General features: G+C 64.5%; 20 protein-coding genes and 1 other RNA gene. 12 read left to right on the top strand and 9 right to left on the bottom strand.

The features are described 5' to 3' along the window. Positions 1-51 precede the first annotated feature (51 nt). The 7 genes from ssrA to feoB all read left to right on the top strand — a co-directional run bounded on the left by ssrA (position 52) and on the right by feoB (position 5583). Positions 52-418: a transfer-messenger RNA gene (gene ssrA / locus N2603_RS12805) on the top strand. Positions 419-531: 113 nt separating this feature from the next. Then, positions 532-1050: an SspB family protein gene (locus tag N2603_RS12800; RefSeq protein WP_018640857.1), complete on the top strand. Its 519-nt coding sequence runs from the start codon at positions 532-534 to the stop codon at positions 1048-1050. A 90-nt stretch (positions 1051-1140) separates the two neighbouring features. Next, entirely contained in the window at positions 1141-2574 is a 1434-nt protein-coding gene (gene fumC / locus N2603_RS12795; RefSeq protein ID WP_260424188.1) for a class II fumarate hydratase, read from the top strand. Between the two features lie 272 nt (positions 2575-2846). Continuing rightward, complete coding sequence (locus N2603_RS12790) at positions 2847-3035, top strand: DUF4169 family protein (protein ID WP_018640859.1); 189 nt, start codon at positions 2847-2849, stop codon at positions 3033-3035. After that, positions 3032-3283 (top strand): ribbon-helix-helix domain-containing protein, encoded by a 252-nt coding sequence (locus tag N2603_RS12785; protein WP_018640860.1) that lies wholly within the window; start codon positions 3032-3034, stop codon positions 3281-3283. The genes N2603_RS12790 and N2603_RS12785 overlap by 4 nt, the downstream gene beginning before the upstream one ends. Before the next feature lie 116 nt (positions 3284-3399). Beyond that, entirely contained in the window at positions 3400-3675 is a 276-nt protein-coding gene (locus N2603_RS12780; protein WP_018640861.1) for a FeoA family protein, read from the top strand. A gap of 36 nt (positions 3676-3711) precedes the next feature. Then, a complete protein-coding gene (gene feoB, locus N2603_RS12775; protein WP_018640862.1) occupies positions 3712-5583 on the top strand; it encodes a ferrous iron transporter B in 1872 nt (623 codons plus the stop codon). 869 nt (positions 5584-6452) lie between these two features. Here the strand turns inward: feoB and N2603_RS12770 are convergent. The 3 genes from N2603_RS12770 to N2603_RS12760 all read right to left on the bottom strand — a co-directional run bounded on the left by N2603_RS12770 (position 6453) and on the right by N2603_RS12760 (position 8395). Beyond that, positions 6453-7211: an outer membrane protein gene (locus N2603_RS12770; protein ID WP_260389048.1), complete on the bottom strand. Its 759-nt coding sequence runs from the start codon at positions 7209-7211 to the stop codon at positions 6453-6455. A gap of 161 nt (positions 7212-7372) precedes the next feature. Beyond that, positions 7373-7639, bottom strand: a complete 267-nt coding sequence (locus N2603_RS12765; RefSeq protein ID WP_260389046.1) for a hypothetical protein — start codon at positions 7637-7639, stop codon at positions 7373-7375. Between the two features lie 384 nt (positions 7640-8023). Continuing rightward, entirely contained in the window at positions 8024-8395 is a 372-nt protein-coding gene (locus N2603_RS12760; protein WP_018640870.1) for a cupin domain-containing protein, read from the bottom strand. A gap of 323 nt (positions 8396-8718) precedes the next feature. On the opposite strand from N2603_RS12760, the gene N2603_RS12755 reads away from it, so the two are divergent. Further along, positions 8719-8952, top strand: a complete 234-nt coding sequence (locus N2603_RS12755; protein ID WP_260389044.1) for a hypothetical protein — start codon at positions 8719-8721, stop codon at positions 8950-8952. A gap of 164 nt (positions 8953-9116) precedes the next feature. Here N2603_RS12755 and N2603_RS12750 read toward each other — a convergent pair whose 3' ends face one another. The 5 genes from N2603_RS12750 to N2603_RS12730 all read right to left on the bottom strand — a co-directional run bounded on the left by N2603_RS12750 (position 9117) and on the right by N2603_RS12730 (position 16366). After that, positions 9117-9344: a hypothetical protein gene (locus tag N2603_RS12750; RefSeq protein ID WP_018640872.1), complete on the bottom strand. Its 228-nt coding sequence runs from the start codon at positions 9342-9344 to the stop codon at positions 9117-9119. A 321-nt stretch (positions 9345-9665) separates the two neighbouring features. Beyond that, complete coding sequence (locus N2603_RS12745) at positions 9666-9911, bottom strand: hypothetical protein (RefSeq protein ID WP_018640873.1); 246 nt, start codon at positions 9909-9911, stop codon at positions 9666-9668. Positions 9912-9952: 41 nt separating this feature from the next. Continuing rightward, positions 9953-11077, bottom strand: coding sequence for a DUF2336 domain-containing protein (locus N2603_RS12740; protein ID WP_018640874.1), 1125 nt, complete (start codon positions 11075-11077; stop codon positions 9953-9955). Positions 11078-11319: 242 nt separating this feature from the next. Then, complete coding sequence (locus N2603_RS12735; protein WP_260389043.1) at positions 11320-14979, bottom strand: AsmA family protein; 3660 nt, start codon at positions 14977-14979, stop codon at positions 11320-11322. 154 nt (positions 14980-15133) lie between these two features. Further along, on the bottom strand, positions 15134-16366 hold the full coding sequence (locus tag N2603_RS12730; protein WP_260389042.1) for a cytochrome P450: 1233 nt from the start codon (positions 16364-16366) through the stop codon (positions 15134-15136). A gap of 128 nt (positions 16367-16494) precedes the next feature. Between N2603_RS12730 and N2603_RS12725 the strand changes: the two genes are divergently transcribed. The 4 genes from N2603_RS12725 to N2603_RS12710 all read left to right on the top strand — a co-directional run bounded on the left by N2603_RS12725 (position 16495) and on the right by N2603_RS12710 (position 20628). Beyond that, positions 16495-17106 (top strand): TetR/AcrR family transcriptional regulator, encoded by a 612-nt coding sequence (locus N2603_RS12725; protein ID WP_260389041.1) that lies wholly within the window; start codon positions 16495-16497, stop codon positions 17104-17106. Between the two features lie 265 nt (positions 17107-17371). Further along, on the top strand, positions 17372-17782 hold the full coding sequence (locus N2603_RS12720; RefSeq protein WP_260389040.1) for a hypothetical protein: 411 nt from the start codon (positions 17372-17374) through the stop codon (positions 17780-17782). 179 nt (positions 17783-17961) lie between these two features. After that, positions 17962-19641 carry a peptidoglycan-binding protein gene (locus N2603_RS12715; RefSeq protein WP_260389039.1) on the top strand — a complete coding sequence of 560 codons (1680 nt, stop codon included), beginning with the start codon at positions 17962-17964 and terminating at the stop codon, positions 19639-19641. Between the two features lie 351 nt (positions 19642-19992). After that, entirely contained in the window at positions 19993-20628 is a 636-nt protein-coding gene (locus tag N2603_RS12710; RefSeq protein WP_018640880.1) for a response regulator transcription factor, read from the top strand. A gap of 131 nt (positions 20629-20759) precedes the next feature. Here the strand turns inward: N2603_RS12710 and N2603_RS12705 are convergent, their stop codons facing one another. Further along, positions 20760-21512: a Crp/Fnr family transcriptional regulator gene (locus N2603_RS12705; protein WP_260389037.1), complete on the bottom strand. Its 753-nt coding sequence runs from the start codon at positions 21510-21512 to the stop codon at positions 20760-20762. Between the last annotated feature and the right edge of the window lie 240 nt (positions 21513-21752).

The following is a 21752-nucleotide window of genomic DNA, read 5'->3' as shown; positions in this document are numbered from 1 at the left end:
CAGCCGCCATCCGGAACCTATCCAAAGGGAACCGCACATCGCCGCTCGAAACCTCTGTTTTTTGAAACCTTTGCCCCCTATATTGGGGGTGCCGGTTCGCCGGCTATGGAAATAAACGGTCGTCGCAATAAACCATTCGGACCCGGGGGCGGTACCCGGCGCCTCCACCAAAGCCCACATCGGGCAGGCCCTGAACGCGGGCTTTGGCGGGGGCGAAATAGGATCGACGAGGGCGTAAAGGGCGTACTTTTTCCCGGTATTGTTCCGCCGTTATCGGGCTACTGCAATAGTTGCCAACGACAACTTTGCTCCGGTTGCTCAGGCTGCGTAACGCAGTTTGAAAGACCACTTTAAAGTCCTAGCGGGTTAAGCTCCGCTAGGCGGGGTTCGGAGGCACCTGGCAACAGAAGCCTCCACTTACATTTCATTTCTTCCCGGCGGGGACTCCTGCTGACCCATCAGGCGCGGTACTATCGCGGCTTGGCGAGTCGGACCGGCAGGGTCCGGCTTGGGGGATGCAACAGGACCACCATGGCGACCGATCATATCCGATACGATGTGCTGGCCCGCGACGCACTGCGCGGCGTGCTGCGGAAGGTGCTGACCGACGCCGCATCCCATGGCTTGCCGGGCGAGCACCATTTCTTCATCACCTTCGTATCGAAGGCCGAGGGCGTGAAACTGTCGTCGCGGCTGCTGGCGCAATATCCGGAAGAGATGACGATCATCCTCCAGCACCAGTTCTGGGACCTGACCGTGCTCGAAGACCGCTTCGAGGTCGGCCTGTCCTTCGGCGGCATTCCGGAGCGGCTGGTGGTGCCGTTCAGCGCCATCAAGAGCTTCCTCGATCCGTCCGTGAAATTCGGCCTCCAGTTCGATACGTCCGACGTCGCCGAGGTGGCGCCGGAGAATTTGCCGGCAGCGCCTGCCCCGTCGGCTGTCGCCGTGCCGGCGCCCGCCGCCGAGAAGGCGGAGACCGCCGAAGAGCCGACCCCGCCGAACCAGGGCGGAGCCGAGGTCGTGCGGCTCGATCGTTTCCGCAAGAAATGATCTAGGCTGTCGCGCGGAGCCATCGCGCCCGGTCAAACTGCCTGTATAGAAGAGCGCATGAAGAGGCCGCACGGCGTTTCGCGCGGCAGAATGGATGTGCTCATGGCCAAAGCTGCCCGCTCGAAGACCGCCCGCCCCGCAACTCGCATCGAGACCGACAGCTTCGGTCCCATCGAAGTGCCCGCCGATCGCTATTGGGGGGCGCAGACCGAGCGGTCGCGGCAGAATTTCCGCATCGGCACCGACCGCATGCCGATCTCGCTCGTGCATGCGCTCGGCATGGTCAAGCTCGCTGCCGCGCAGTCCAACCTCGAGCTCGGCCTGCTCGACCAGCGCCGCGCCAATGCCATCATCCGCGCCGCGCGCGAGGTGATCGAGGGCAGACTGGACGACCATTTCCCGCTTGTCGTGTGGCAGACTGGCTCGGGCACGCAGAGCAACATGAACCTCAACGAGGTGATCGCCAACCGCGCCAATGAGCTGCTCGGCGGCGAGCTCGGCGCCAAGAAGCCGGTGCATCCCAACGACCACGTCAACATGAGCCAGTCGTCGAACGACTCCTTCCCGACCGCGATGCATATTGCGGCGGCAAGCCGAATCAACGTCGATCTCGTTCCCGCCCTCGGCGAGTTGCTCCGCGCGCTGCGCAAGAAGGAGAAGGAATTTTCCAAGATCGTGAAGATCGGCCGCACCCACACTCAGGATGCGACGCCGCTGACGCTCGGCCAGGAATTCTCCGGCTATGCCGCGCAGGTCGAGAGCGGCATCGCGCGGCTCAAGGTCGCGGTGAAGGATCTCTACCCGCTGGCGCAGGGTGGCACCGCGGTCGGCACCGGCCTCAATTCGAAGCCGCGCTTTGCAAAGCTGTTCGCAAAGCATGTCGCCGGGATCACGAAGCTGCCCTTCACCAGCGCCGCCAACAAATTCGAGGCGCTGGCCTCGAACGATGCTTATGTGCTGGCGCACGGCGCCATCAACTCGGTCGCGACCGGCCTGTTCAAGATCGCCAACGACATCCGCCTGCTCGGATCGGGTCCGCGCTCGGGGCTCGGCGAGCTGATCCTGCCGGAGAACGAGCCGGGCTCCTCGATCATGCCGGGCAAGGTCAATCCGACGCAGTGCGAGGCGATGACCATGGTGTGCTGCCAGGTGTTCGGCAACCACACCGCGATCACGGTCGCCGGCAGCCAGGGCCATTTCGAGCTCAACGTCTACAAGCCGGTGCTGGCCTACAACATGCTGCACTCGATCCGCCTGATGGCGGATGCCGCGCGCTCCTTCACCGAGCATTGCGCCAGCGGCATCCGCGCCGACGAAAAGCGCATCAGGGAGCTGATGGAGCGCTCGCTGATGCTGGTGACGGCGCTGGCCCCCAAGATCGGCTACGACAACGCCGCCAAGGTGGCCAAAACCGCCCATGCCAACGGCACCACGCTGAAGGAGGAGGCGCTGCGGCTCGGGTTCGTCTCGGCCGACGAATTCGACCGCCTGGTGCGCCCCGAGAAGATGACCAGCCCGGGCTAGATTTCCGAATTCCGATAGTCATCCGTAATCATACGGACGCTGGACGCTCAGAAATATGCGGTTTTGGGGGCGGGACTTGATTACCGTCAATGTTCCGGGGGGGCGGCGTGTTACGCAAGCCCCACCGCCCTGACGGGGCGAAATTCATCGTTTGATGGCCCGAAGGGCCGATTGACGAGGACGAGCGAATGACCATCAAGTCTTTTGGGGCGCAATGCCGCCCCCTGAATATTTCATCCTGCCTGCCGAGGATCGGGTGATGGAGACGCGGCATGGGGAACGTCATCAACCTGAATCGTTTCAGGAAACGCGCCGAGCGGGAAGCCTCGGCGAAGCAGGCGGACGCCAACCGGACGAAGTTCGGCCGCACCAAGGCGGAGCGGTCGGCGGAGGAGACGCGCGCGGACAAGGCGAAGGCGCACCTGGACCAGCATCAGATCGATCGCGAGGAGCAGCCATGAAGTCGCCCGTCGTGAAGCGATCGATCGTCGTCGCCGGCCACAAGACCAGCGTCAGCCTGGAAGAAGCGTTCTGGAACGGCATGAAGGAGATCTCGGGCCTGCGTAACATGACGCTGTCCGAGCTCGTCGGCGAGATCGACGGCAACCGCCAGCAGGGCAATCTGTCCTCGGCGATCCGCCTGTTCGTGCTCGACTACTTCAAGAGCCGGGCCATGGCCGCCCAGCCGGACAAGGTCCCGGCGCAATAGCCGCCGGGGCGTGTTTCCGGCGCGACTCCGGCGTCTGCACTTTAAAATCACTCTAAGGTGCAGTTTCGGCCGCCGAGTGCGCTTGACCTCAATGCCCTGCGTTGAAAATACAGGGCATGACCGACCATGATGATACGCGCCCGCATATGCCGCTGGGTCTGGCCCTGCGCGGCTATACCGGCGTCATCCAGCACCTTTCCACCAAGGATACGGGCTCTGCGCTTTCGGACATCGAGCTCGAAAGCCGCCTGATCGAGCTTGGCTTCGTCGAGGGCGCCCGGGTCGAGGTCCTGCACGAGGGGCTGGTCGGGCGCGACCCGATCGCGGTCAGGGTCGACAGCATCACGATCGCGGTCCGCCGGCGCGAAGCCATGGCCATCATCGTCGCCTAGTCAGCGACCGGATAACTGCCCCAGGCCTTTGATCCCATGGAAGCACCCCTGCTGCATCTCGCCCTGGTCGGCACGCCCAACAGCGGCAAGACCTCGCTGTTCAATGCCCTGACCGGCAGCCGGCAGAAGGTCGCGAACTATCCGGGCGTCACCGTCGAGCGCAAGGAGGGCTTCTTCGTCACCCCGCTCGGCCGCCAGGTCTCCGTGGTCGACCTGCCCGGCACCTATTCGCTGCGCGGCCGCAGCCCGGACGAGGAGATCACCCGCGACTTCGTGCTCGGCAAGGCCTCCGGCGAGATCGTGCCCGATCTCGTGCTGTGCGTCGCCGATTCCACCAATCTGCGCCTGACCATCCGCCTGCTGCTCGAACTGAAGCGCACCGGGCGGCCGATGATCCTCGTCCTCAACATGTTCGACATCGCGTCCCGCCGCGGCATCACGGTCGACGTCGAGCGGCTCGCCAAGGAGCTCGGCGTGCCCGTGGTGACCTCGATCGCGGTGCGCAAGGGCGGCACGGCCGACCTGCTGGCGCTGACCGACGAGATCTCGGCCAAGCTCGCCAGCGAGCCGCAGGAGAACAGCTGGCGTGCGCTCAGCGTCTCCGAGCTGCGCGCCACCCAACGCGAAGCCGACCGCATCATCGCCGACTGCGTCAGCCTGCCTGCCAGGCCCGACACCTGGACCGCGCGGATCGATGCCGTCGTGCTACATCCGGTCGGCGGGCTCATCGTGCTGGCGCTGATCCTGTTCGTGATGTTCCAGGCGGTGTTCGCCTGGGCGCAGCCGGCGATGGATCTGCTCAAGTCAGGGTTCGACGCGCTCGGCGAGCTCGTGAAAGCCACCCTTCCCGACGGCCTGCTCCAGAGCTTCCTTCAGGACGGCGTGATCTCCGGCGTCGGCAGCGTCATCGTGTTCCTGCCGCAGATCATCCTCATCTTCCTGTTCATCCTGCTCTTGGAAGATTTCGGCTACATGGCGCGCGCCGCGTTCCTGATGGACCGCATCATGGGCGGCGCCGGCCTGCACGGCCGCGCCTTCATTCCACTGCTGTCGAGCTTTGCCTGCGCCATTCCCGGCATCATGGCGACGCGCGTGATCGACAACAAGCGCGACCGGCTGACCACGATCCTGATCGCGCCGCTGATGACCTGCTCGGCGCGCATTCCGGTCTACACGCTGATCATCTCCGCCTTCATTCCGGCAAAGGACGTCTGGGGCTTCATCAACCTGCAGGGCCTCGTGATGTTCGGCCTCTACACCACCGGCATCGTCAGCGCGCTCGCCGTCTCGTTCGTGATCAAGTTCTTCATGATCCGCGACTATGCGCCGGCGCCGTTCATGCTGGAGCTGCCGGACTACAAGATGCCCAGGCTGAAATCGATCGCGATCGGCATCTACACCCGCGCAAAGATGTTCCTGCAGCGCGCGGGCACGACGATCTTCTCGATGATGGTGCTGATCTGGTTCCTGGCCTCGTTCCCGCAGCCGCCGGCAGGCAGCACCGAGCCCGCCATCGACTTCAGCCTCGCCGCGATGATCGGCAAGGCGCTCGAGCCCCTGCTCGCCCCTGTCGGCTTCAACTGGCAGATCGCGGTGGCGCTGATCCCCGGCATGGCCGCCCGCGAGGTCGCGGTCGCAGCGCTCGGCACCGTCTACGCCATCGAAGGCGGCAAGGAAGCGGCCGAGCAGATCGGCCAGGTGCTGGCGACGAAATGGTCGCTCGCCACTGCGCTGTCGATGCTGGCCTGGTACATCTTCGCGCCCCAATGCGCCTCGACGCTGGCCGTGATCCGGCGCGAGACCGGAAGCTGGGGATGGATGGCCGTCACCTTCACCTACATGCTGGTGCTGGCCTATGCGGCGAGCCTCGTGACGTACAACGTCGCCGTCGCACTCGGCGCGGGATAGCCCCTCTCAAAACTAAAACTGCGAAAACAACCCCATGCACAGTAGGCAGGGGCTGTGAAATCAATGGGTTGCGCGGGTGCGATTCCGTAGCCCGGATGGAGCGCAGCGAAATTCGGGAATCTCGCCGAAGAGCATCACCGGACCCGGATTGCGCTGCGCTCCATCCGGGCTACGGACTACGCCGGTTGCGCCGTCGGGCAAAACACTGGCATGATGGCACCATCCCGAAAATCATCGACGCTGCACACGCTTGATCTCGTGAAGCGCGGATCATGCGATTGGGCGAAGGCGTTCGGTCATGCGGAGCGTGGCGAGGTACCGCCTGCCCGATAGATGGCGCATTCTGCCAAGAGCGTCACCACGGCGCGTTGCTTGCGCTCCACCCCGGAAGTGCGACCTTTGATTTCGGTCAATGGTAGGGCTCATCGGCATGTCACGTTTTCTCGTCGTCCTGCAAAGGGAGAGAATACATGACCAGACATGCCAAGCTGCTTGGACTGTTCGTAGTCGCCGCGCTGTTCACGGTAACGCCCCTGTCGTTCCGCTACTCGCCGGTGGACGCGTTGACCGTGTCCACTGACACAGCCGAGGCCCGCGTCGGGCGTCCCCTTACGCCCGGAAGCGTTGCAGGTGTCAATCGCAGGGTCCATCGACGCGCCTACTATGGTGCAGCAGCGGCCGGAGCTGCAGCCTATGGGGCTTATGGTGCCTATGGCTATCGCCGGGCTTGTGGATATTACCCCTACCCGCCCTGCTATTGAGGAGCGCGCGATCGCAGGAGCTAATACCGGACATCCTCGCGTTGTCCTTGCCCCATGAAAAAGGCCCCGGTCGATGCCGGGGCCTGAGTTCACTGGAGAGATTTAGGTTCAATAGCGCGCCGTGACCGGCGCACCGTAACCGCCGAAGCGGTAGTTCACCCGAACCGTGACCATGTCGACGTCCTGGGTGACCCCGCTGCCCGTGAGGATGAACCCACCGGGCGTGACCACGCCCGCGAAGGAGGTGTTGTCGCGCCCCATCCAGAGATGATCGTATTCGACGCCGACCGACCAGTTCGGGGTGAAGCCATACTCCCAGCCAACACCCAGCGCACCGCCCCAGCGCGTGTGACCTACCGAAGCGAGGCCGACGCCGGTGACGTTGTTGAAGATGTCAAAGCGATTGCGCGTCACCGCGGCGCCGCCCTTCACGTAGAGCAGCGAAGCGTTCCATGCCCAGCCGAGCTGGGCCGTGAACAGCCCGATCGCATCGATCTTGCCCGTGGTCGAGATCAACGGATCGACCAGGCTGACGCGGGTGTTCTTGATCTCGGCCCAATCGCCCTGCGCTTCCAGGCCGAGCACGAACTGATTGGTCTGCCAGCGATACCCGATCTGTCCGCCGGCGAGGCCTCCGGAGCGATCGGCGCAGCCACTTGCGACGGCGCCTGCGGGCGTTATCAGATCCGCACAGCCGTGGCTCCACCCATAACCTCCGTTGGCGCCAATATAGAACCCGGTCCAGTTGTAGACCGCCACCACCGGCGCCGGCGGCGGCGCTGCCTTCACAGCCATATCGGCCGCCATGGCCGGAGCCGCCATGCTCAGTGCCGCGAAACCGATCGCAGCGATCGAAAGCTTCTTCATTGTCTCGTCCCCTTTGCTCAAATTTCTTCGTCAGAAGCGAGCTCCTATGCCGGCTGGCGTGCATAAGTGCTGCAAACATCCTGGAGTCTATGCGCGAGGGGAGTTTCAACCCGTACCAAAATGGCAACACTCAAGCGTGACGGCTATGCACGAGAAAGTGCTTAGTCGTCACTTGAAGCACCGGGCGCCGCGGCGCCGTCCTGTTCGTCGGCAAGCCACGCGTCGATGCCGGAGGACGGGATCAGCCGCTTCGGAAGGTGGGGGTTGATCGTGCCTGCAAAGACGGAGAGTCCCTCCTCACGCCTGGCGCGCGCAAACAGCCTCGCCTCATGCTCGGTCGCAAAGGTCTTCGTCTCACGCGGACTTCGTTGTCTCGGCAGAACGCCTCGCTGTCGCACTTCGAAGGTGACGTACCAGGTTGGAATCATTGCGCACACCAACAGATCACCAGTCCCTGAAGTCGCGTTGTGGTGTAGCCGTCATCCGCGTGCTTGATTCAGATCAAGCTGCCGCTCGACCCCTTTCATCCGAGCGCTGGACGCACCGGGATACGAACTGGGCGTCGGTTGACCCGCCGGGCAGAACAGGGGCACGATGGCATCATCAAGATCGCGACCAGCTCCAAAGCGACGAACTGTTTCCATGGATCACTTCAGCACCGACAGACTCCTCGTAGGATGGGTAGAGCTCTTGCGAAACCCATCGCGCTTCGACACGCTCGGAAACAATGATGGGTTTCGCAAGAGCTCTACCCATCCTACGGACTGCGTGCGATGCGCGTGTCCGTGACAGCAGGCTGTGGCGCGTATGGCTCACGGCTCCATCGTGTAGGAGCGCCCGGGTTCGAGCACATAGATGGTCAGGAAGCGGAGCGGACGGTCCGGGTCGCAATTGCGAAAGTGGGTGTGCGGAACATCGGCCCGATCCTGCAAGGTCTCGCCCGCCCGGTATTGTCGCGGCTCATCGCTGCCATAGGCGGATTCGGCAACACCTTCGACGATGTAGATCGCGCCCGCAACGGGATGCCGGTGAAGCGGCGCGACGCCGCCCGGCGGATAGGTGACCTCGACGACCATGAGCTCCTGCTGCTTGCCGGGCAGCGGAAGACGTTCGAGAACCTTGCGCGTGACACCGGCAAACCCGGCTTGCCGAGCGCCTGCCTGACCGTCGCTACGTTCATTCATTAGGCACCTGTCGTTCGAGAGTTGTAGCCGTCGCCACATCGCGGTGAACGACAATGGAACGTTTTACGCAAGGCGACAGAGTGGAAGGCATAACCGCTCACTCAGCATTCTGCCTTATATGCGACAGGGCGTTCAAAGCCTCGTGTCATCAGGTCCACCCGGAACAGAGGGACTCGCCCTGGCGCGGTTCCGTCGGGAGCTTCGACGAAGCACTCGGATGCAACCGACCTGAACAGCCATTCAAGAAAGTTTCTTGCCCGTTCCTGCAACAGGCGATGGTGGCGGTCGTTGACTCGCGACGGACGCAAGCCAAGGAGGAACAGATGAAGAAGCTGACTTACGCTCTTGCAGCGCTAGCGACGCTTGTAATCGGTACGCCCACAATCGCCAACGCGGCCGGCTTCGGAGTCTATGTCGGCGGCGACAGGGGCTATTATGACGGCCCCCGCGCGCGCATCTACGAGCATGACCACGGCTGGCACCGTGGCTGGTACCATCACGACCGCGACTACGACCGCGGTGTCGTGATCCGTCGTTATCATCACTGGGACGATTGATGCGAGCCAGCACGATCGAACAAGGAGGCCCCGCTTCGGCGGGGCCTTTTTGTGTTTTGCACTCTTTGTATTTTGCGTTGGACGCAACGAAGACGCCGCCCAGCACGGCGGCCTCTTGGCCGACGTCAGATCACTTTGCGCGGTCTATCAAATCGCTTGTGTCGCTACTTCGTATAACCCTGGCTCGTACACCACCACATGGCGTCGGCCGAGGTCGAGCCATGCTCGATGACGTATTTTCGGCACGCTTCGTAGTTGACGGCATAACGCTTGGCACACGGGACGGAGGAAATCGTGCCGCCGCTCCAGGAACACTTGTATTGAGCATTGGCTGCCGGCATCGATAGGGTTGCGACAGCGAGCCCGACGACGAGAAACGCGAAGGTCTTCATGACTATCTCTCCCAAATCCAGGGATTAGCGAGTGCTATCCCAGGTGGTACGATATCATGCTTTCGACTGCGCAAGCTCGACGCATGCCCATTCGGGATCGAAGGGGTGCCTTGCGGAAATGCCGACTCTCACACCCCACGGCGAGCTAACGAAATCCGGGCGCGATCCACGACGTGCCGGCCTCCGCCGTACTCGGTCATTGCGAGCGAAGCGAAGCAATCCAGGATCTTTCCGCGGAGACAGTCTGGATTGCTTCGCTGCGCTCGCAATGACGGTGTGGAAGCAGCACGGGTCCGCCAGCTCCATCCGGGCTGCAGCAGCTTACCTGAAATACCCCACGACGAGATCGACATCCGAGCTGCGGGCCGCCGTGCCGTTCAGCTCGGCATCGATGACGCGCCGGCAGGCCTCGATCGCGGCGTGGTCGCCGAGGTCGTTGGCGGCTTCGAGCACGAGCCATGCGGCGTCCACCGAGGCCTTGTCGGGCGCTCCGCCGCCGAGATCGGTGGCGACAGCATTGTTGAGGTTCTTATTCTTGCGAACTGCGGTGCCGAATTGAGGCAACATCTGCAATACTCCCCTCTCGAATTCCTGCTCAGTGAACCTGTTCAGTGAACCTGGAGCTCGGGCTGACGGCCCGAGGCGGAATCGGCACCCGCGCTGTTCTTGCGCGACTGGTAGAACTTCAGGATGCTGCGCGAGGTCTCGATCTTGAGCCGGCCGAACTCGCGCTCGTTGTCCTGGAGGTCGCGGGCCGTGATCAGATGATCCTTGGCGCCGAGGAAGAGCAGCGACATGGTCGTGTCCCAGGAGAAATCGAGCGCCTTGCACAGCACCAGGATCATCTCGCGGTTGCGGTCCATCAGCGCGCGTTCGATGACGTCGACCGGCAGCGCCGACAGCAGCGACAGGCCGATCTGCACCTCGTCGAAGCGGTGCTGCCGGGCATAGTTCGAGATCGAATCCTGGTTGAGATTGCCCTGGCGGTACTGCGTCGTCACCACGCGCTTGGCGACGAAATAGCTGCGCGAGGACGGGCCGAACTTGGATTGCAGATCGCCGGTGACCTCGGTCACCGAGCTCTGGATCTGCGCCATCATCTCGGGGCGCTCGGTCTCGAGGCGGCGGCGGACGTCTTCCGACGCCTTGGCGATCAGCTGCTGGAAGATGTGACGCGGCACGTCCTTGCGGAGGCCAAGCTGCTCGGCAAGGATCGAGTCGCCCTCGGCGCGGCGGACCATGTGCAACAGGCCGGAGCCGGAGAAGCGCGCGCCCTCGTTCTTCGCAACCGAGGTCACGACCTCCTGGTTGCCGCGCTTGACCAGCACATCAGTCACGGCCTCGCCGATCGACTGGCGCTGCGAGATCGCGAGCAGATGCGCCTGGCCCTTGGTCATGGCGCTCTCGACCAGAACCTTCTCGTCGATCCGCGTGGAATCGCGCAGCACGGGGCCGGCGACCTCGATCGCGTCGTCGAAAGCGAGCTTCTCGATGACGTTGAGCGGAGCGTGGTCGCAGGCCGACATCAATTCGGAGAGCTGCACGCGGGCGGCGACCTCGATCTCGTCGGCGAGCCGGCCGATCACCTCGCCGAACATGCTGATCTCGTCGTCGACATAGCGGCCGGTGATCAGAAGATCGGTCGCGTGCCACAAGGCGCGTGCCCGGCTTTCGTCGGTGCCGCGCGCGATTGCGTCGTCCAGATCCTGCAGAAGCGATTTCGCCCCGTTCATCTCGATACCCCAGTTCTTGGTCGTTCTTTGGCGAACCGTTGCGCCTCATCTGGCGCGACGCCGAATTCCTCTGGGATCCAACGCTAGAGATGAAACGCGAGAATTCGGTAAAATCGGCAAATCAGTTTTGCCGACTAAAATTCATTCAAATGCGAGAGAATGGGTTAACCGGCGGGCAAGGGGCTGCGCGGGACGTGCGCCCCCTCTCCCGCGCGGCTCTCAATTCGCGCAGACCAATCCGCTCACGGATTCTGCGGCGTCAGCACCAGCGGCGGCTTCGGCTTGGGTTTTGCGGGCGCAGGGCCGGGCGCCGGCCGCACCTCGATCGGCGGCGGCAAGGGCGCGACCTGCTGGCTCGCGAGTGGAGCACTTGTAAGTGGAGGGCTCGTCAGTGCAGGACTTGTCAGTGCTGGACTTGGCGCGGCGGGCGCGGCCTGCGGCGCCTTCGGCGTCGGCGCAGCCTTCGCCTTTGGCTGCGCGCGGCGCGGATCCTGGCCCGGCAGCGGCACATTGATCGGCGCCGGCTCGGGCGCCACCTCCGGCGACACCAGCGTCGGCAGAGCGGCGGTGGCCGGCGGCGGCTCGCCGCGCTCGATCGCATCGAGCCGGCGCGTCTCGCGGTCGATCGTGCGCACCGCGAGCCATGACGACAGCGGCGCCAGGTCAACGGTGCGGCTCAATCTGTCGGGCGGACCTGCCGCGAACAGCTGGATCTCGGGCGGCGCGCCGGAGAGCCCGGTCATAATCGGCGTCAGGCTGGCGCGGATGTCGGCCTGATCGGCGGGAATGTCGTAGCCGCCGGAGACGATGGCGCGGGCATTCTTCGCCTCCAGCGGCGTCGCGCCGACCCGCAGCCGTCCGTCGCGGATCGTGAACGGGATCTGCGCCGAGGCGACCGCGATGGGGCCTGCCGAGAGCGCGGGCTCGACCAGCTGCCGCAGGCGGTTGTCGTCGCTGACCTGGCCGCCGTCACTGGCGCGGATGGCGATCTCGAAGGCGCGCGGATTGAGGCCGCTGATCTCGGCGGATTCGAGCGTCACGGTGCCGTTGCCGGCGAGCGCGCCGGTGAGCGCCGCGACGCTGCGGCCCTGGCTGGTCAGCGCCATCTGCACCGAGGCACGCCCCTTCGGCAGCGCGAGGTCGCGGTAGCGCAGCACGGTCGCATCGACATTGCTGAGCTCGATGCGCGCGTTCAGCGCCAGGCCATTGGCGCCATTGCGCGCGTCGAAGCTCGCTGATATCTCGCCGCCGCCAACGCCACCCTTGAGGCCATCGAGCGCGAGCGACTGGCCATCGCTGCGGATCGTGCCGCCGAACGGGCGCAACTCGATGCCGCCGGGCATCATGCCGCGCAGCGCCTGGAAGGCGATGCGGCCGCGCCAGCCACCGAGCAGCCCCGCACTCAGCGGCTCGCCCGCATCGCGTCCCGCCGCGCCGATCGCCATCGCGAGCGCAGGCCCAAGGTCGAGCGTATCGAGGCCCATCTCGCCGTCGACGCTCTTCTCCGGATCGAGCGTGACCGCGAGACGCCCGCGCAGATGCGAGCTGCCTGCGCTGCCGTCGAGATCGTTGAAGGTCAGGCGGTTGCCTGCCAGTGTGAGGCGCGAGGACAGGCTGACGCCCTGCACCGACTTGTCGGCCGTGCCAGTCCCGAACAGCGGCGCGAGGTTGACGTTGCGCACCCGCAGATTCACGCTGGCTTTTGGCTCCGACAGCTCGACGGTCCCTTGCGCATCCGCATCCAGCCCGCCACCGCTGATCTTCGCGTTCAATTGCAGCGGCCGCCGCCAGGCACCGCTGAGCTTGCCTTCGAACTGCGACGCGCCCTCGCCTGCGGCGACCACGCGATCGAGCCCGAGCAGGGCCAGCAATGCACTGGCCTGCGGTGTCGAGACTTTCGACTCCAGCGTGAACTCGCTGCTCTGCAATTTGTCGAGATCGATGCCGTTGACGGCCGCTACCGGCGTCTGCGCGGCCAGCGTCGCGGTCACCTTGAGCTGCGGCGCGTCGAGATCGAGCACGGCGCGGGCGTCGCTGCGATCGGCATGCTCGGCGTTCTTGTCAAGGCTGAGGTCGAGCTTCAGGCGGGTTGCGCCCGGCAGTGACGGGAGGGCATCGAAGCGCGCACGCACCGACGGCGCAAACGGCTCGATCAGTGCGGTGAGCTCGTGCAGTGAGCTGCCTGAGGATTTCAGCGCGAGCTTGCCGGTGGCCCTGGTGCGGTCGAAGCTGCCGCTCGCTTCCGTGGTCACGTCGCTGGTCTGGCCGAACCGCAACTGCTCCAGCGACAGCGAATTCGGCCCGTAACCGAGCTTCGCCGCGAACGGTCGCAACTCCTGGCCGGCGGAGATGGCGCGGCCGACATCGAGCGAGAGCCTTGCCTCCTCCGGCCATTCACCTTGCGGCCCTGCGAGCGCGCGGACAAAGCTCGCGGCAGCGTCGAGATCGAGCCGGTCGGCCTTCAGCTCGGCATCGATCCGCGAGCCCTTGCTCGCGCCGCTCTGGACGAAGGCAATCCGTCCCTCGATGGCGCCGCCTTCGATGTCCGCCTTCAGGCGGTCGATGGCGAGATGGTTGGCGGCGATGGTCACGTCGCCGGCAAGGCGCAGCGGCCGGGTGCTGCGGCGGTTGATCTCGCTGCGGCCCTGGAGCCAGGCCACCAGCGTATCGGGGTCGGAGGATTCGACGTTGAGGCGGCCGCTGAAACTGTCGGCGCCGGGCGTTGCGCCGTTGAGCGAGAGCTGCGTCGTGCCGGGCGCGCGCAGCTCGAGCCGCCGGAAGGTCCAGGAACGGCCGTCGGTCGCAAGCTCCGCCGCGATGTTCTGGAGCGGCCGGCCACCGAGCATGATCTGGTCGGAGTTGAACTCGATCTGCGCCGGGATCGGTGCCTGCGGGATCGCGGCGAGGCCTGCGCGCAGCGCCGGCAGGATGCGCAGCGGCTCGGAATCGTTTTTGGCCGCCAGCCTGTCGGCATCGATCTGGCGGGCCGACAGCACCGCGCGCAGCAGCGGTGAAGCACCGAACCTGAGGTCGCCGACGCCGCCGACTTTCAACGCGTTGTCATCAGTGCCGATGCTCGCATCGATCTGGTCGAACTTGGCACCGGCCGGGTCGGCCTTGAGTTTTGCGGTGAGCTTCCACGGCGTCGGCCCCGCCTCGCCCGGCTTCTTTGCCGAAGGCACCGCGAGCGTCAATGCGCCGTCGAATTTCGGCAGGCGGTTGTCGAAGGCGAGCACGCCTTCGAGATCGGCCAGGATCGCGCGCTCGCCGGGATCGACGTTGAGATGCAGGCGCGTGGCGCTGCCGTCGGCGCTCGGGCCGGAGGAGACGCGGAACGGATAGCGCGTGCCTGACACCTTGAAACTGCCGTCGCCTCGCACCGAACCGGCGAGCGAGCGGACGTCGCCGGAGAATGCGATGTCGGTCAGCTCCAGCGTCGAACGGCTGGCGGCATCATGCAGCGCGATGCGGCCGGTGAGGTTCACCCGCTCGATGGCGAGCGAGCCCAGGTTGAAACTGCCGCTCGCGGTCGACGGTAAATCGACCCGGCCGCGCGCATCGAGGCCGAGATCGACCGCCATGCCGCCCACGCTCAGCTCGGTGGCGCGCCATTCGCCGCGCATGAGAGAACCCAGGCTGAACTCGACGTCGAGCTTGTCGGCCCGCAGCCGGCCGAGATCGTTGTTGCCGCCGAAGGTCACGGAACGCAGCCGCAGGGTCGGCGCCGGCAGCAGCCGCGCGTCCAGTTCGCCCGCCACCCGTACCGGCACGCCGATGATCCGGCCGGCCTCCGCCTCGAACTGGGGCCTGAACTGGTTCCAGTCGATGAAGTAAGGCCCGATCAGCGCGGCGAGCAGCGCTAAGATGAAGGCAATCGCCAATCCGAGCAGCGTCGTCTGCACGGGTCTCCCCTCGGCCAAACCGGCACCCGGGCCAAACCTTGACCCCTGCAAACCTTGGCCTTGAGGCTTCAGGCGCGCCGGAACAGCCCCTTATATAGAGGGAAGTGTGGCGAAGTCACAGCGACTGTTGCGCGCGGAGGTTAACGGTGGGGCCTCACCAGCTCGCGGGGAGCTGCGTCAGGCCGCGCAGCACGAAGGTCGACCGCCATTTGGGGTTCTCGACGTCGTCGATGCGCAAGTCAGGCAACCGCCGGAGCAGCGTGGCGATGGCGATCTCGGCCTCGATGCGCGCCAGCTGAGCCCCCAGGCAGAAATGGATGCCGCCGCCGAACGACAGCGGCTTGACGTTCTGCCTGGTGACGTCGAGCCGGTCCGGGCGATCAGGGTAAACGGCGGGATCGCGGTTGGCCGAGCCGAGCAGGCAGAGCACCGTCTCGCCCTTGGGGATCTGCCTGCCGCCGAGATCCTCGATGTCCTCAAGCGTGACACGCCCGGTCATCTGCACGGAGGAATCGTAGCGCAAAAATTCCTCGATCGCGCCCACCATCAGCTCCGGCCGCGCCTTCAGCAGCGCCAGCTGGTCCGGATTGCGGTGGAGCGCCAGAAGGCCGTTGCCGATCAGATTGACGGTGGTCTCGTGACCGGCGCCGAACAGCAGGATGATGTTGGCGGTCAGCTCCTCATTGGTGAGCTTGTTGCCGTCCTCCTCGGCTTGCACCAGCTGCGTGATCAGGTCGTCGCCGGGATTTTTGCGGCGGAGCTCGAACAGCTGCTGGAAATACATCTGCGCCATCATGTTGCCGGCGTTGCCCTTGGCGATCTCCTCCGGCGAGAGCGGCACGGGGTCGAGCAGCCGGCCGCCGTCGCGCGAGCTCTTGTAGAAGACCTCGCGATGGTCCTCGGGGATGCCGAGCATGTCGCAGATGATGGTGACGGGCAGGCGGAAGGCGAAATCCTCGATCAGGTCCATGTGGCCGCGCGCGATCACGGCATCGATGGCCTGGTCGACGATCTCCTGGATGCGCGGCCGCATGTCCTCGACCCGGCGCGCCGTGAAAGCCTTTACGACGAGGCCGCGCAGGCGGGTGTGATCCGGAGGATCAGACTGCAGCATCCAGTGGCTCATGCTGCGGAACACCGGCTCGTCCATGATCTTTTCGCTGTAGCGGCGCTTGGAGCGCTCGACGAAATCCTTGCCGAAGCGCTTGTCGCGCATCACGAGGCTGACATCGGCGTGGCGGCTGGCGACGAACTGGCCGAACGGCGTCACGTGGATCGGATCGATCGCGCGCAGCCGGTCGTAATGTGGATAGGGATCGCGGATGAAATCCGGCGACAGCGGATTGAACAGCGGATCACCGCCGGCGGGTTGCACTTGCTCGTTCATGGTGACCTCAATCGGTTGCCGCATGACACGCATACGCAAGGCAGCCCCTGCCCGGCGTAACCCATCCCTGTTATTTATCAACTCGATACATTGTTGTATCGAGTTGCATTCTGCCCTAAGCTGCGCCGATGTCAAGGGTGAGAACCAGGCCGACCAGGGACGACACGCGCGACAAGTTGTTCGAGGCGGCCGCGCGCGTGTTCGAGGAGGACGGCATCGGCGGCGCCAGCATCGAGGCGATCGCGGCAGCGGCGGGTTTCACCCGCGGCGCGTTCTATTCCAACTTCAAGAGCAAGGACGAGCTGATCATCGCCATGCTCGAGGACCATGTCGAGCAGTCGATCCGCCGCAACATGGACATCCTCGCCCAGCACGACAATCTCGACGATTTCATCGCGGCACTGAAGACAATGGACCGCAGCAAGCAGGACCCGCTCGGCCGCGCGCCCCTCCTCCACATGGAGATGATCCTCTACGTCGCGCGCGCCGAGAAGCGCCGGCCCGAACTTGCCAAACGCCTGCGCGCGCGGCGCAAGCTGGTCGCCGACATCGTCGAGGCGACATTGAAGGGCAACGCGAAGGGCGGCACTCTGAACCCGCCCTGGATGGCGTCCGTCGTGCTGGCGCTGGAAGACGGCTTTCGCCTGCACCGGCTGATCGATCCGGAAACGACGCCGGCCGACAGCTTCTTACGCGCCATCACGGATCTGCGGCGAAGGACGGGGTTGGCGTCGGACTAGGGCGGCTACGTATGTGCCAAACCGCCGCAGCCTCGGGAACAAACGGCGCGACGCGATCAAGAAATGTCCGCGGAACAGCGTGGCTGATCGATCCCTTCAACCGACGCGATCAGCCCTGAAGCGACCGCCATCAGGAGACGCGAGACCATCGAGATGAACGCGCATTTATCTTCATGACTCTTTGCCTCTCCTGATTGCACGTTTGCAACTTTTGCCCGTCCTTGATGTTGGCACGGCATCACAACACCAACGAGGAGGACAGCACATGAAGACCGCGCTAGTTCTGGCAACCGTCGGCACGCTCGGCCTGAGCGCGGTGGCAGCACCAACGCCCGCGGAAGCCCGCTGGCGTGGCGGCTTCGGTCCGGCTCTGGCAGGTGGATTGATCGCAGGCGCCGTGATCGGCGGCCTGGCCTCTTCCGCTTACGCGTATGGGCCGGGTTACGGCTACTATGGCCCGGGTTACGGCTATTACGGCGGCGGCTACGCACCGGCGTATTACGGCGGCTACGAACCATATCCCTGGGGCGGCTACACCACGACCTACTACAGCACTGGTTATGCCCCCGCCTATTACGGGTACGGCTATCGCCGCGTCGTGCGTCCGGCCTACGCCTATTACGGCGGACCGTTCCCGCGGCGGCACTTCCATCACCATCGTTGGCACCACTGGTGATGTGAAGCGCCAAGACAGGCCCAGCGCGGAACGCTGAGCCCTCAGGAATGATGATCAGGCCGATGCCGTCCGGCTTCGACCGGGAAGTTCAATGCGCGCGGTCGCGTCAGGACCGAACCTGAGCAATTGCAGCGAGCACATCAAGGAGATCTCAGATGAACACGAGGAAGAACAAGTTTTTGCTGACCACGGCAGTGCTTCTCGCCGGCGTCAGCCTGGCATCGGCGCAGGGCATGCGTGAAGGTGCCAGCGGAGGTGCTGCGGAACACGGACAATCCGGCGACGCGAAGTCGCACGGCGCCGCTGGCGCCTCGCGCAGCGAAGGAATGACCCAGGGCCGCGCGGGCGGTCGGGCCGAAGGCTCCTCTGCGGCGCACGACAGCGGCCGAGCCGCGGACAAGAGCGACAAGCAGACCATCGGTCAGGGCCGCGACGGCGCGCGTCAGTCGCAATCGGAGCAAAGCAAGCAAGGCAAGGACCAGACGGTCGGCCAGAGCCGTGGCGACAGGGACCAGGCGCGTCAATCCAAGTCCGAAAGCGACAAGAGCGGCAAGCAGACGATCGGACAGAGCCGCAGCGACCGCGACCGTACGCAGTCGCAGAGCACCGAACAGAACAAGAGCACCACGACGGGCGCCAATGCCAGGGACAATGCCCGGGATAAGAATGCGCAAGACAAGAATGCCCAGAGCAAGAACGCGCAGGGCCAGAGCACGACAACCACCGGCGCGAACACCAAGGGCACCGCCCAAGACAGGAACGCGCAAGACAGGAACGCACAAGGCACGAACGCGCAGAGTCCGAGCACGACGACGACCGGCGCGAACACTGGTGGCAGCGCCCAGGGTAACGTCCAGAACCAGAGTGCCCAGCAGGGTCAGGGCACGACGACCGGCACCAACGCGCAAGGTCAGGCCAACGCTCAGGCTCAGACCCAGGGCGCGACCACCCAGAGCATGTCCGGTCGCGTGCAGGTGAATGCGCAGCAGCAGACACAGCTGCAGCAGTCGGTGCTCAGCTCACGCAATGTGGACCGCGTGCGGGTCAACACCAATGCCATCAACTTCCGGATCAATGCCGGCGTGGTCGTGCCGCGGAACATCTCCGTGGTCTCGGTCGCGGCTTATCCTGCGTTGATCGACGTCTATCCTGACTACCGCGACGACAGCTTCTTCGTCGTCGACGACGAGATCATCGTCACCGACCGCGGCCGCAGGATCGTCGACGTCATTCCCGCCGGGCCGCGGACGCACTATGCCCGCAGTGGTGGCTTGAGCGGAGGTGGCGGCAGCATCGCTGCGCTGGATCTCAGCCCCGACGAGATCCGCGTTGTTCAGCGGGTCCTGATCGAACGCCACATGCTGTCCGGCGAAGCCGACGGCGTCCTCGGGCCGGGTACACGTAGGGCATTGATGACCTTCCAGAGACAGGAAGGCTTCCAGGCCAGCGGCTCGATCGATACCCGCACCGTTGCTGCGCTCGGCGTGTCCAACCAGATCCGCGCCACGCAGGGCCAGTCGACCACGGTCGGCCAGGGCGGCAACAACCAGTCGGCGCCGCAGAACACGACCGGGCAAAGCACCGGCCAGGGCAACGCGCCGGCGCAGCAGAACCAGACCACCGGTCAGGCTCCGCAAAACCAGCCGTCCACAACCGGCCAGGCTCAGCAGAACCAACCGGCCACCTCGGGTCAGGCCAACACTCAACCGCCGTCGGGCCAGACCACCGGCCAGGCTCCGGCACAAAGCAGCACTCCGTCCACCAGTCAGCCCAGCACCAACCAGAACACGCAGACTGGACAGACCAATCAGAACAGTGCGCCGCCGCCTTCGACGTCGAGTCAGCCAACCCAGAAGTAGAGCGGCTGACCACATGCTTCCGAGCCCCGCCTCCCGGCGGGGCTCTTTCGCTGCGGCCTGCAGCATTGAAGGCGAGGACCAACAGCAGGCAGAACGCGGTTATGTCAAAACGCAACGGCAGGTATTCGGACGACGACGCCTCATTCGGGCCTGTCTCGCGCGCTTGCGATCAAAAGGACACACCCGGCGTCCGGCGCCGCATACTGTCACAGATTTAATTTGCACCTCGCGATTGCAGGACGTAACTGCCATTCAAGAGCGACGTGATCCGGGAATAACCGGACGAGAAGGCGCTGCACCAACAAGCAAGAAAAGCAAGCACAGCAGCTACTTTTCGTTCAGGAGAATTCATTGCCCGGCATCGTCCATGTCGTGGATGACGACGCATCGTACCTATCGGCCATCCAACAAGTTCTAGAGGCAAGCGGATACCGCGTTGCCACCTATGCATCGGCGCAGCAATTGCTGGAGCAGCGGCCCGACGAAAGCAAGGGCTGCATTCTGCTGGATGTCAGGATGCCGGGCATGAGCGGGCTCGAGTTGCAGAGCCGCCTGACCGAGCGCGGCTCGACACTGCCCATCATCTTTCTGAGCGCTTATCCTGATGTCAGCATCACCGTGAAGGCGATCAAGGCGGGAGCGGACGACTTCCTGATCAAGCCTGTTGGCCCGGATGATCTCTTGAAAGCCATCGCACGCGCGATCGCGCGGCATCGCAACGCGCGCGAACTTGACGGCGAGCTTGAAGCGCTTCGGGCCCGGCTTTCAACGCTTACCCCGCGCCAGCGGCAGGTCTTTGAGATCATCGTCCAGGGCAAGACGAGCAAGCATGCCGCGCGCGAGCTCGGCAGCACCGAGCGGACCATCAAGGCGCATCGGAGCGCGATCATGGACAAGCTGCAGGTCCAGTCGGTGGTCGAACTGGTCAGAATCGCCGAGCGGCTCGGCGTGCTCGGCGAGAAGGACGAGCCGGGGACGGCGGTATGAGCATGACGCGGCGGTTCACGGTTTTGCGGGTCGACATCAGCGACAAGTCTCGCCGCCGCTCAGCGGTGGCTGATCCGGGTGACGGTCGCAGCCCATTGCCTTCCCGGATGGTCGCTCACGGCAATCGCAATTCACCCGCTATGTCGGTCGGCGTAGTCAATGCGCGAGGTCGCGCCGTATTTCGTCGAGAAGATCTGCTCGACCTCGCGATGCATCGTGCCATGACATTCACACGCTGCGGCCGCGAGTCTTGCTCGGTCGATCTCGATGCGGCCTCGTCGATCAGATCTGATCGCGCCGGATGCACGCAGATTGCGCATCAGGAGCGTCACGGTCGTTCGGCGCACACCGAGCATTTGCGACAGCGCCTCCTGGGTGAGAGGCAGGACATCGTCGTCAATGCGGTCGCAAATGTGCATCAGCCAGCGTGCCATCCGGGCTTGCACCGGATGTAGCGCATTGCAGGCTCCGCCGCGCTGAAGCTGCACCAGCATCGCCCTGATGTGAATCTGGATCGCGTGCCGGATCGCGGAACTTCGGTGAAATGCCGCGTGAAATTGCCGCGCCGGGATTCGCGAGGCGGTCCCCGCCGCACGAACGATGGCGGTAAGAGCCGAGGACGACGGTCCAAACACGGAGAGAGTACCTATTGCCCCCTCGCGACCGATCAGGGCGCTGGCAACGGTCTGGCCGTCCGCCAAGTCGACCATCAGCGAGACGGCACCGCTATGAGGAAACAAGACATAGTCGACCGGATCACCGTTGTGCGAAATCGACGCGTCCTCAAGGAGCGCGACTGTCTCCAGCTCGGGCGCCAGCAGATCGAAATCGGCAGACGGTAGTGCTGCCAAGAGGCGATTACCAATTCCGCCAACTTGTCTCACTGCGGGTGAACCGCGAAGTATCCGCTTTCACCACTCCGAGCGGCGCGAAACAGCGGTCTCAGCATTTGCTCGGATCTGTCTTCGCGACCCGCACCAAGATCCAGTTCACTGACAAGCATCCTCACTCTCAACGACAAAACCGCTTGCCACGAGGCGAAATTTCCTCGTGCGCTCAATGCGATCTAGATGCAGGCGAGGCGCGGATTACACAACTGCAAATCAGGTATGGGTAACACCGTA

This window comes from Bradyrhizobium huanghuaihaiense, from assembly GCF_025200885.1.
GTDB classification, from domain to species: domain Bacteria; phylum Pseudomonadota; class Alphaproteobacteria; order Rhizobiales; family Xanthobacteraceae; genus Bradyrhizobium; species Bradyrhizobium huanghuaihaiense.
The sequence above is the reverse complement of the archived record's forward strand: the minus strand, read 5'-3'. Positions and strand labels throughout refer to the sequence as shown.

Excerpts from the sequence above, each read along its gene's own strand:
- N2603_RS12765 (WP_260389046.1), bottom strand. The coding sequence starts at position 7,639 with ATGATTCCAACCTGGTACGTCACCTTCGAAGTGCGACAGCGAGGCGTT.
- N2603_RS12745 (WP_018640873.1), bottom strand. The coding sequence starts at position 9,911 with ATGTTGCCTCAATTCGGCACCGCAGTTCGCAAGAATAAGAACCTCAAC.
- N2603_RS12785 (WP_018640860.1), top strand. The coding sequence starts at position 3,032 with ATGAAGTCGCCCGTCGTGAAGCGATCGATCGTCGTCGCCGGCCACAAG.
- N2603_RS12760 (WP_018640870.1), bottom strand. The coding sequence starts at position 8,395 with ATGAATGAACGTAGCGACGGTCAGGCAGGCGCTCGGCAAGCCGGGTTT.
- N2603_RS12790 (WP_018640859.1), top strand. The coding sequence starts at position 2,847 with ATGGGGAACGTCATCAACCTGAATCGTTTCAGGAAACGCGCCGAGCGG.
- feoB (WP_018640862.1), top strand. The coding sequence starts at position 3,712 with ATGGAAGCACCCCTGCTGCATCTCGCCCTGGTCGGCACGCCCAACAGC.
- fumC (WP_260424188.1), top strand. The coding sequence starts at position 1,141 with ATGGATGTGCTCATGGCCAAAGCTGCCCGCTCGAAGACCGCCCGCCCC.
- N2603_RS12720 (WP_260389040.1), top strand. The coding sequence starts at position 17,372 with ATGAAGACCGCGCTAGTTCTGGCAACCGTCGGCACGCTCGGCCTGAGC.
- N2603_RS12770 (WP_260389048.1), bottom strand. The coding sequence starts at position 7,211 with ATGAAGAAGCTTTCGATCGCTGCGATCGGTTTCGCGGCACTGAGCATG.
- N2603_RS12800 (WP_018640857.1), top strand. The coding sequence starts at position 532 with ATGGCGACCGATCATATCCGATACGATGTGCTGGCCCGCGACGCACTG.
- N2603_RS12750 (WP_018640872.1), bottom strand. The coding sequence starts at position 9,344 with ATGAAGACCTTCGCGTTTCTCGTCGTCGGGCTCGCTGTCGCAACCCTA.
- N2603_RS12740 (WP_018640874.1), bottom strand. The coding sequence starts at position 11,077 with ATGAACGGGGCGAAATCGCTTCTGCAGGATCTGGACGACGCAATCGCG.
- N2603_RS12725 (WP_260389041.1), top strand. The coding sequence starts at position 16,495 with ATGTCAAGGGTGAGAACCAGGCCGACCAGGGACGACACGCGCGACAAG.
- N2603_RS12730 (WP_260389042.1), bottom strand. The coding sequence starts at position 16,366 with ATGAACGAGCAAGTGCAACCCGCCGGCGGTGATCCGCTGTTCAATCCG.
- N2603_RS12780 (WP_018640861.1), top strand. The coding sequence starts at position 3,400 with ATGACCGACCATGATGATACGCGCCCGCATATGCCGCTGGGTCTGGCC.
- N2603_RS12755 (WP_260389044.1), top strand. The coding sequence starts at position 8,719 with ATGAAGAAGCTGACTTACGCTCTTGCAGCGCTAGCGACGCTTGTAATC.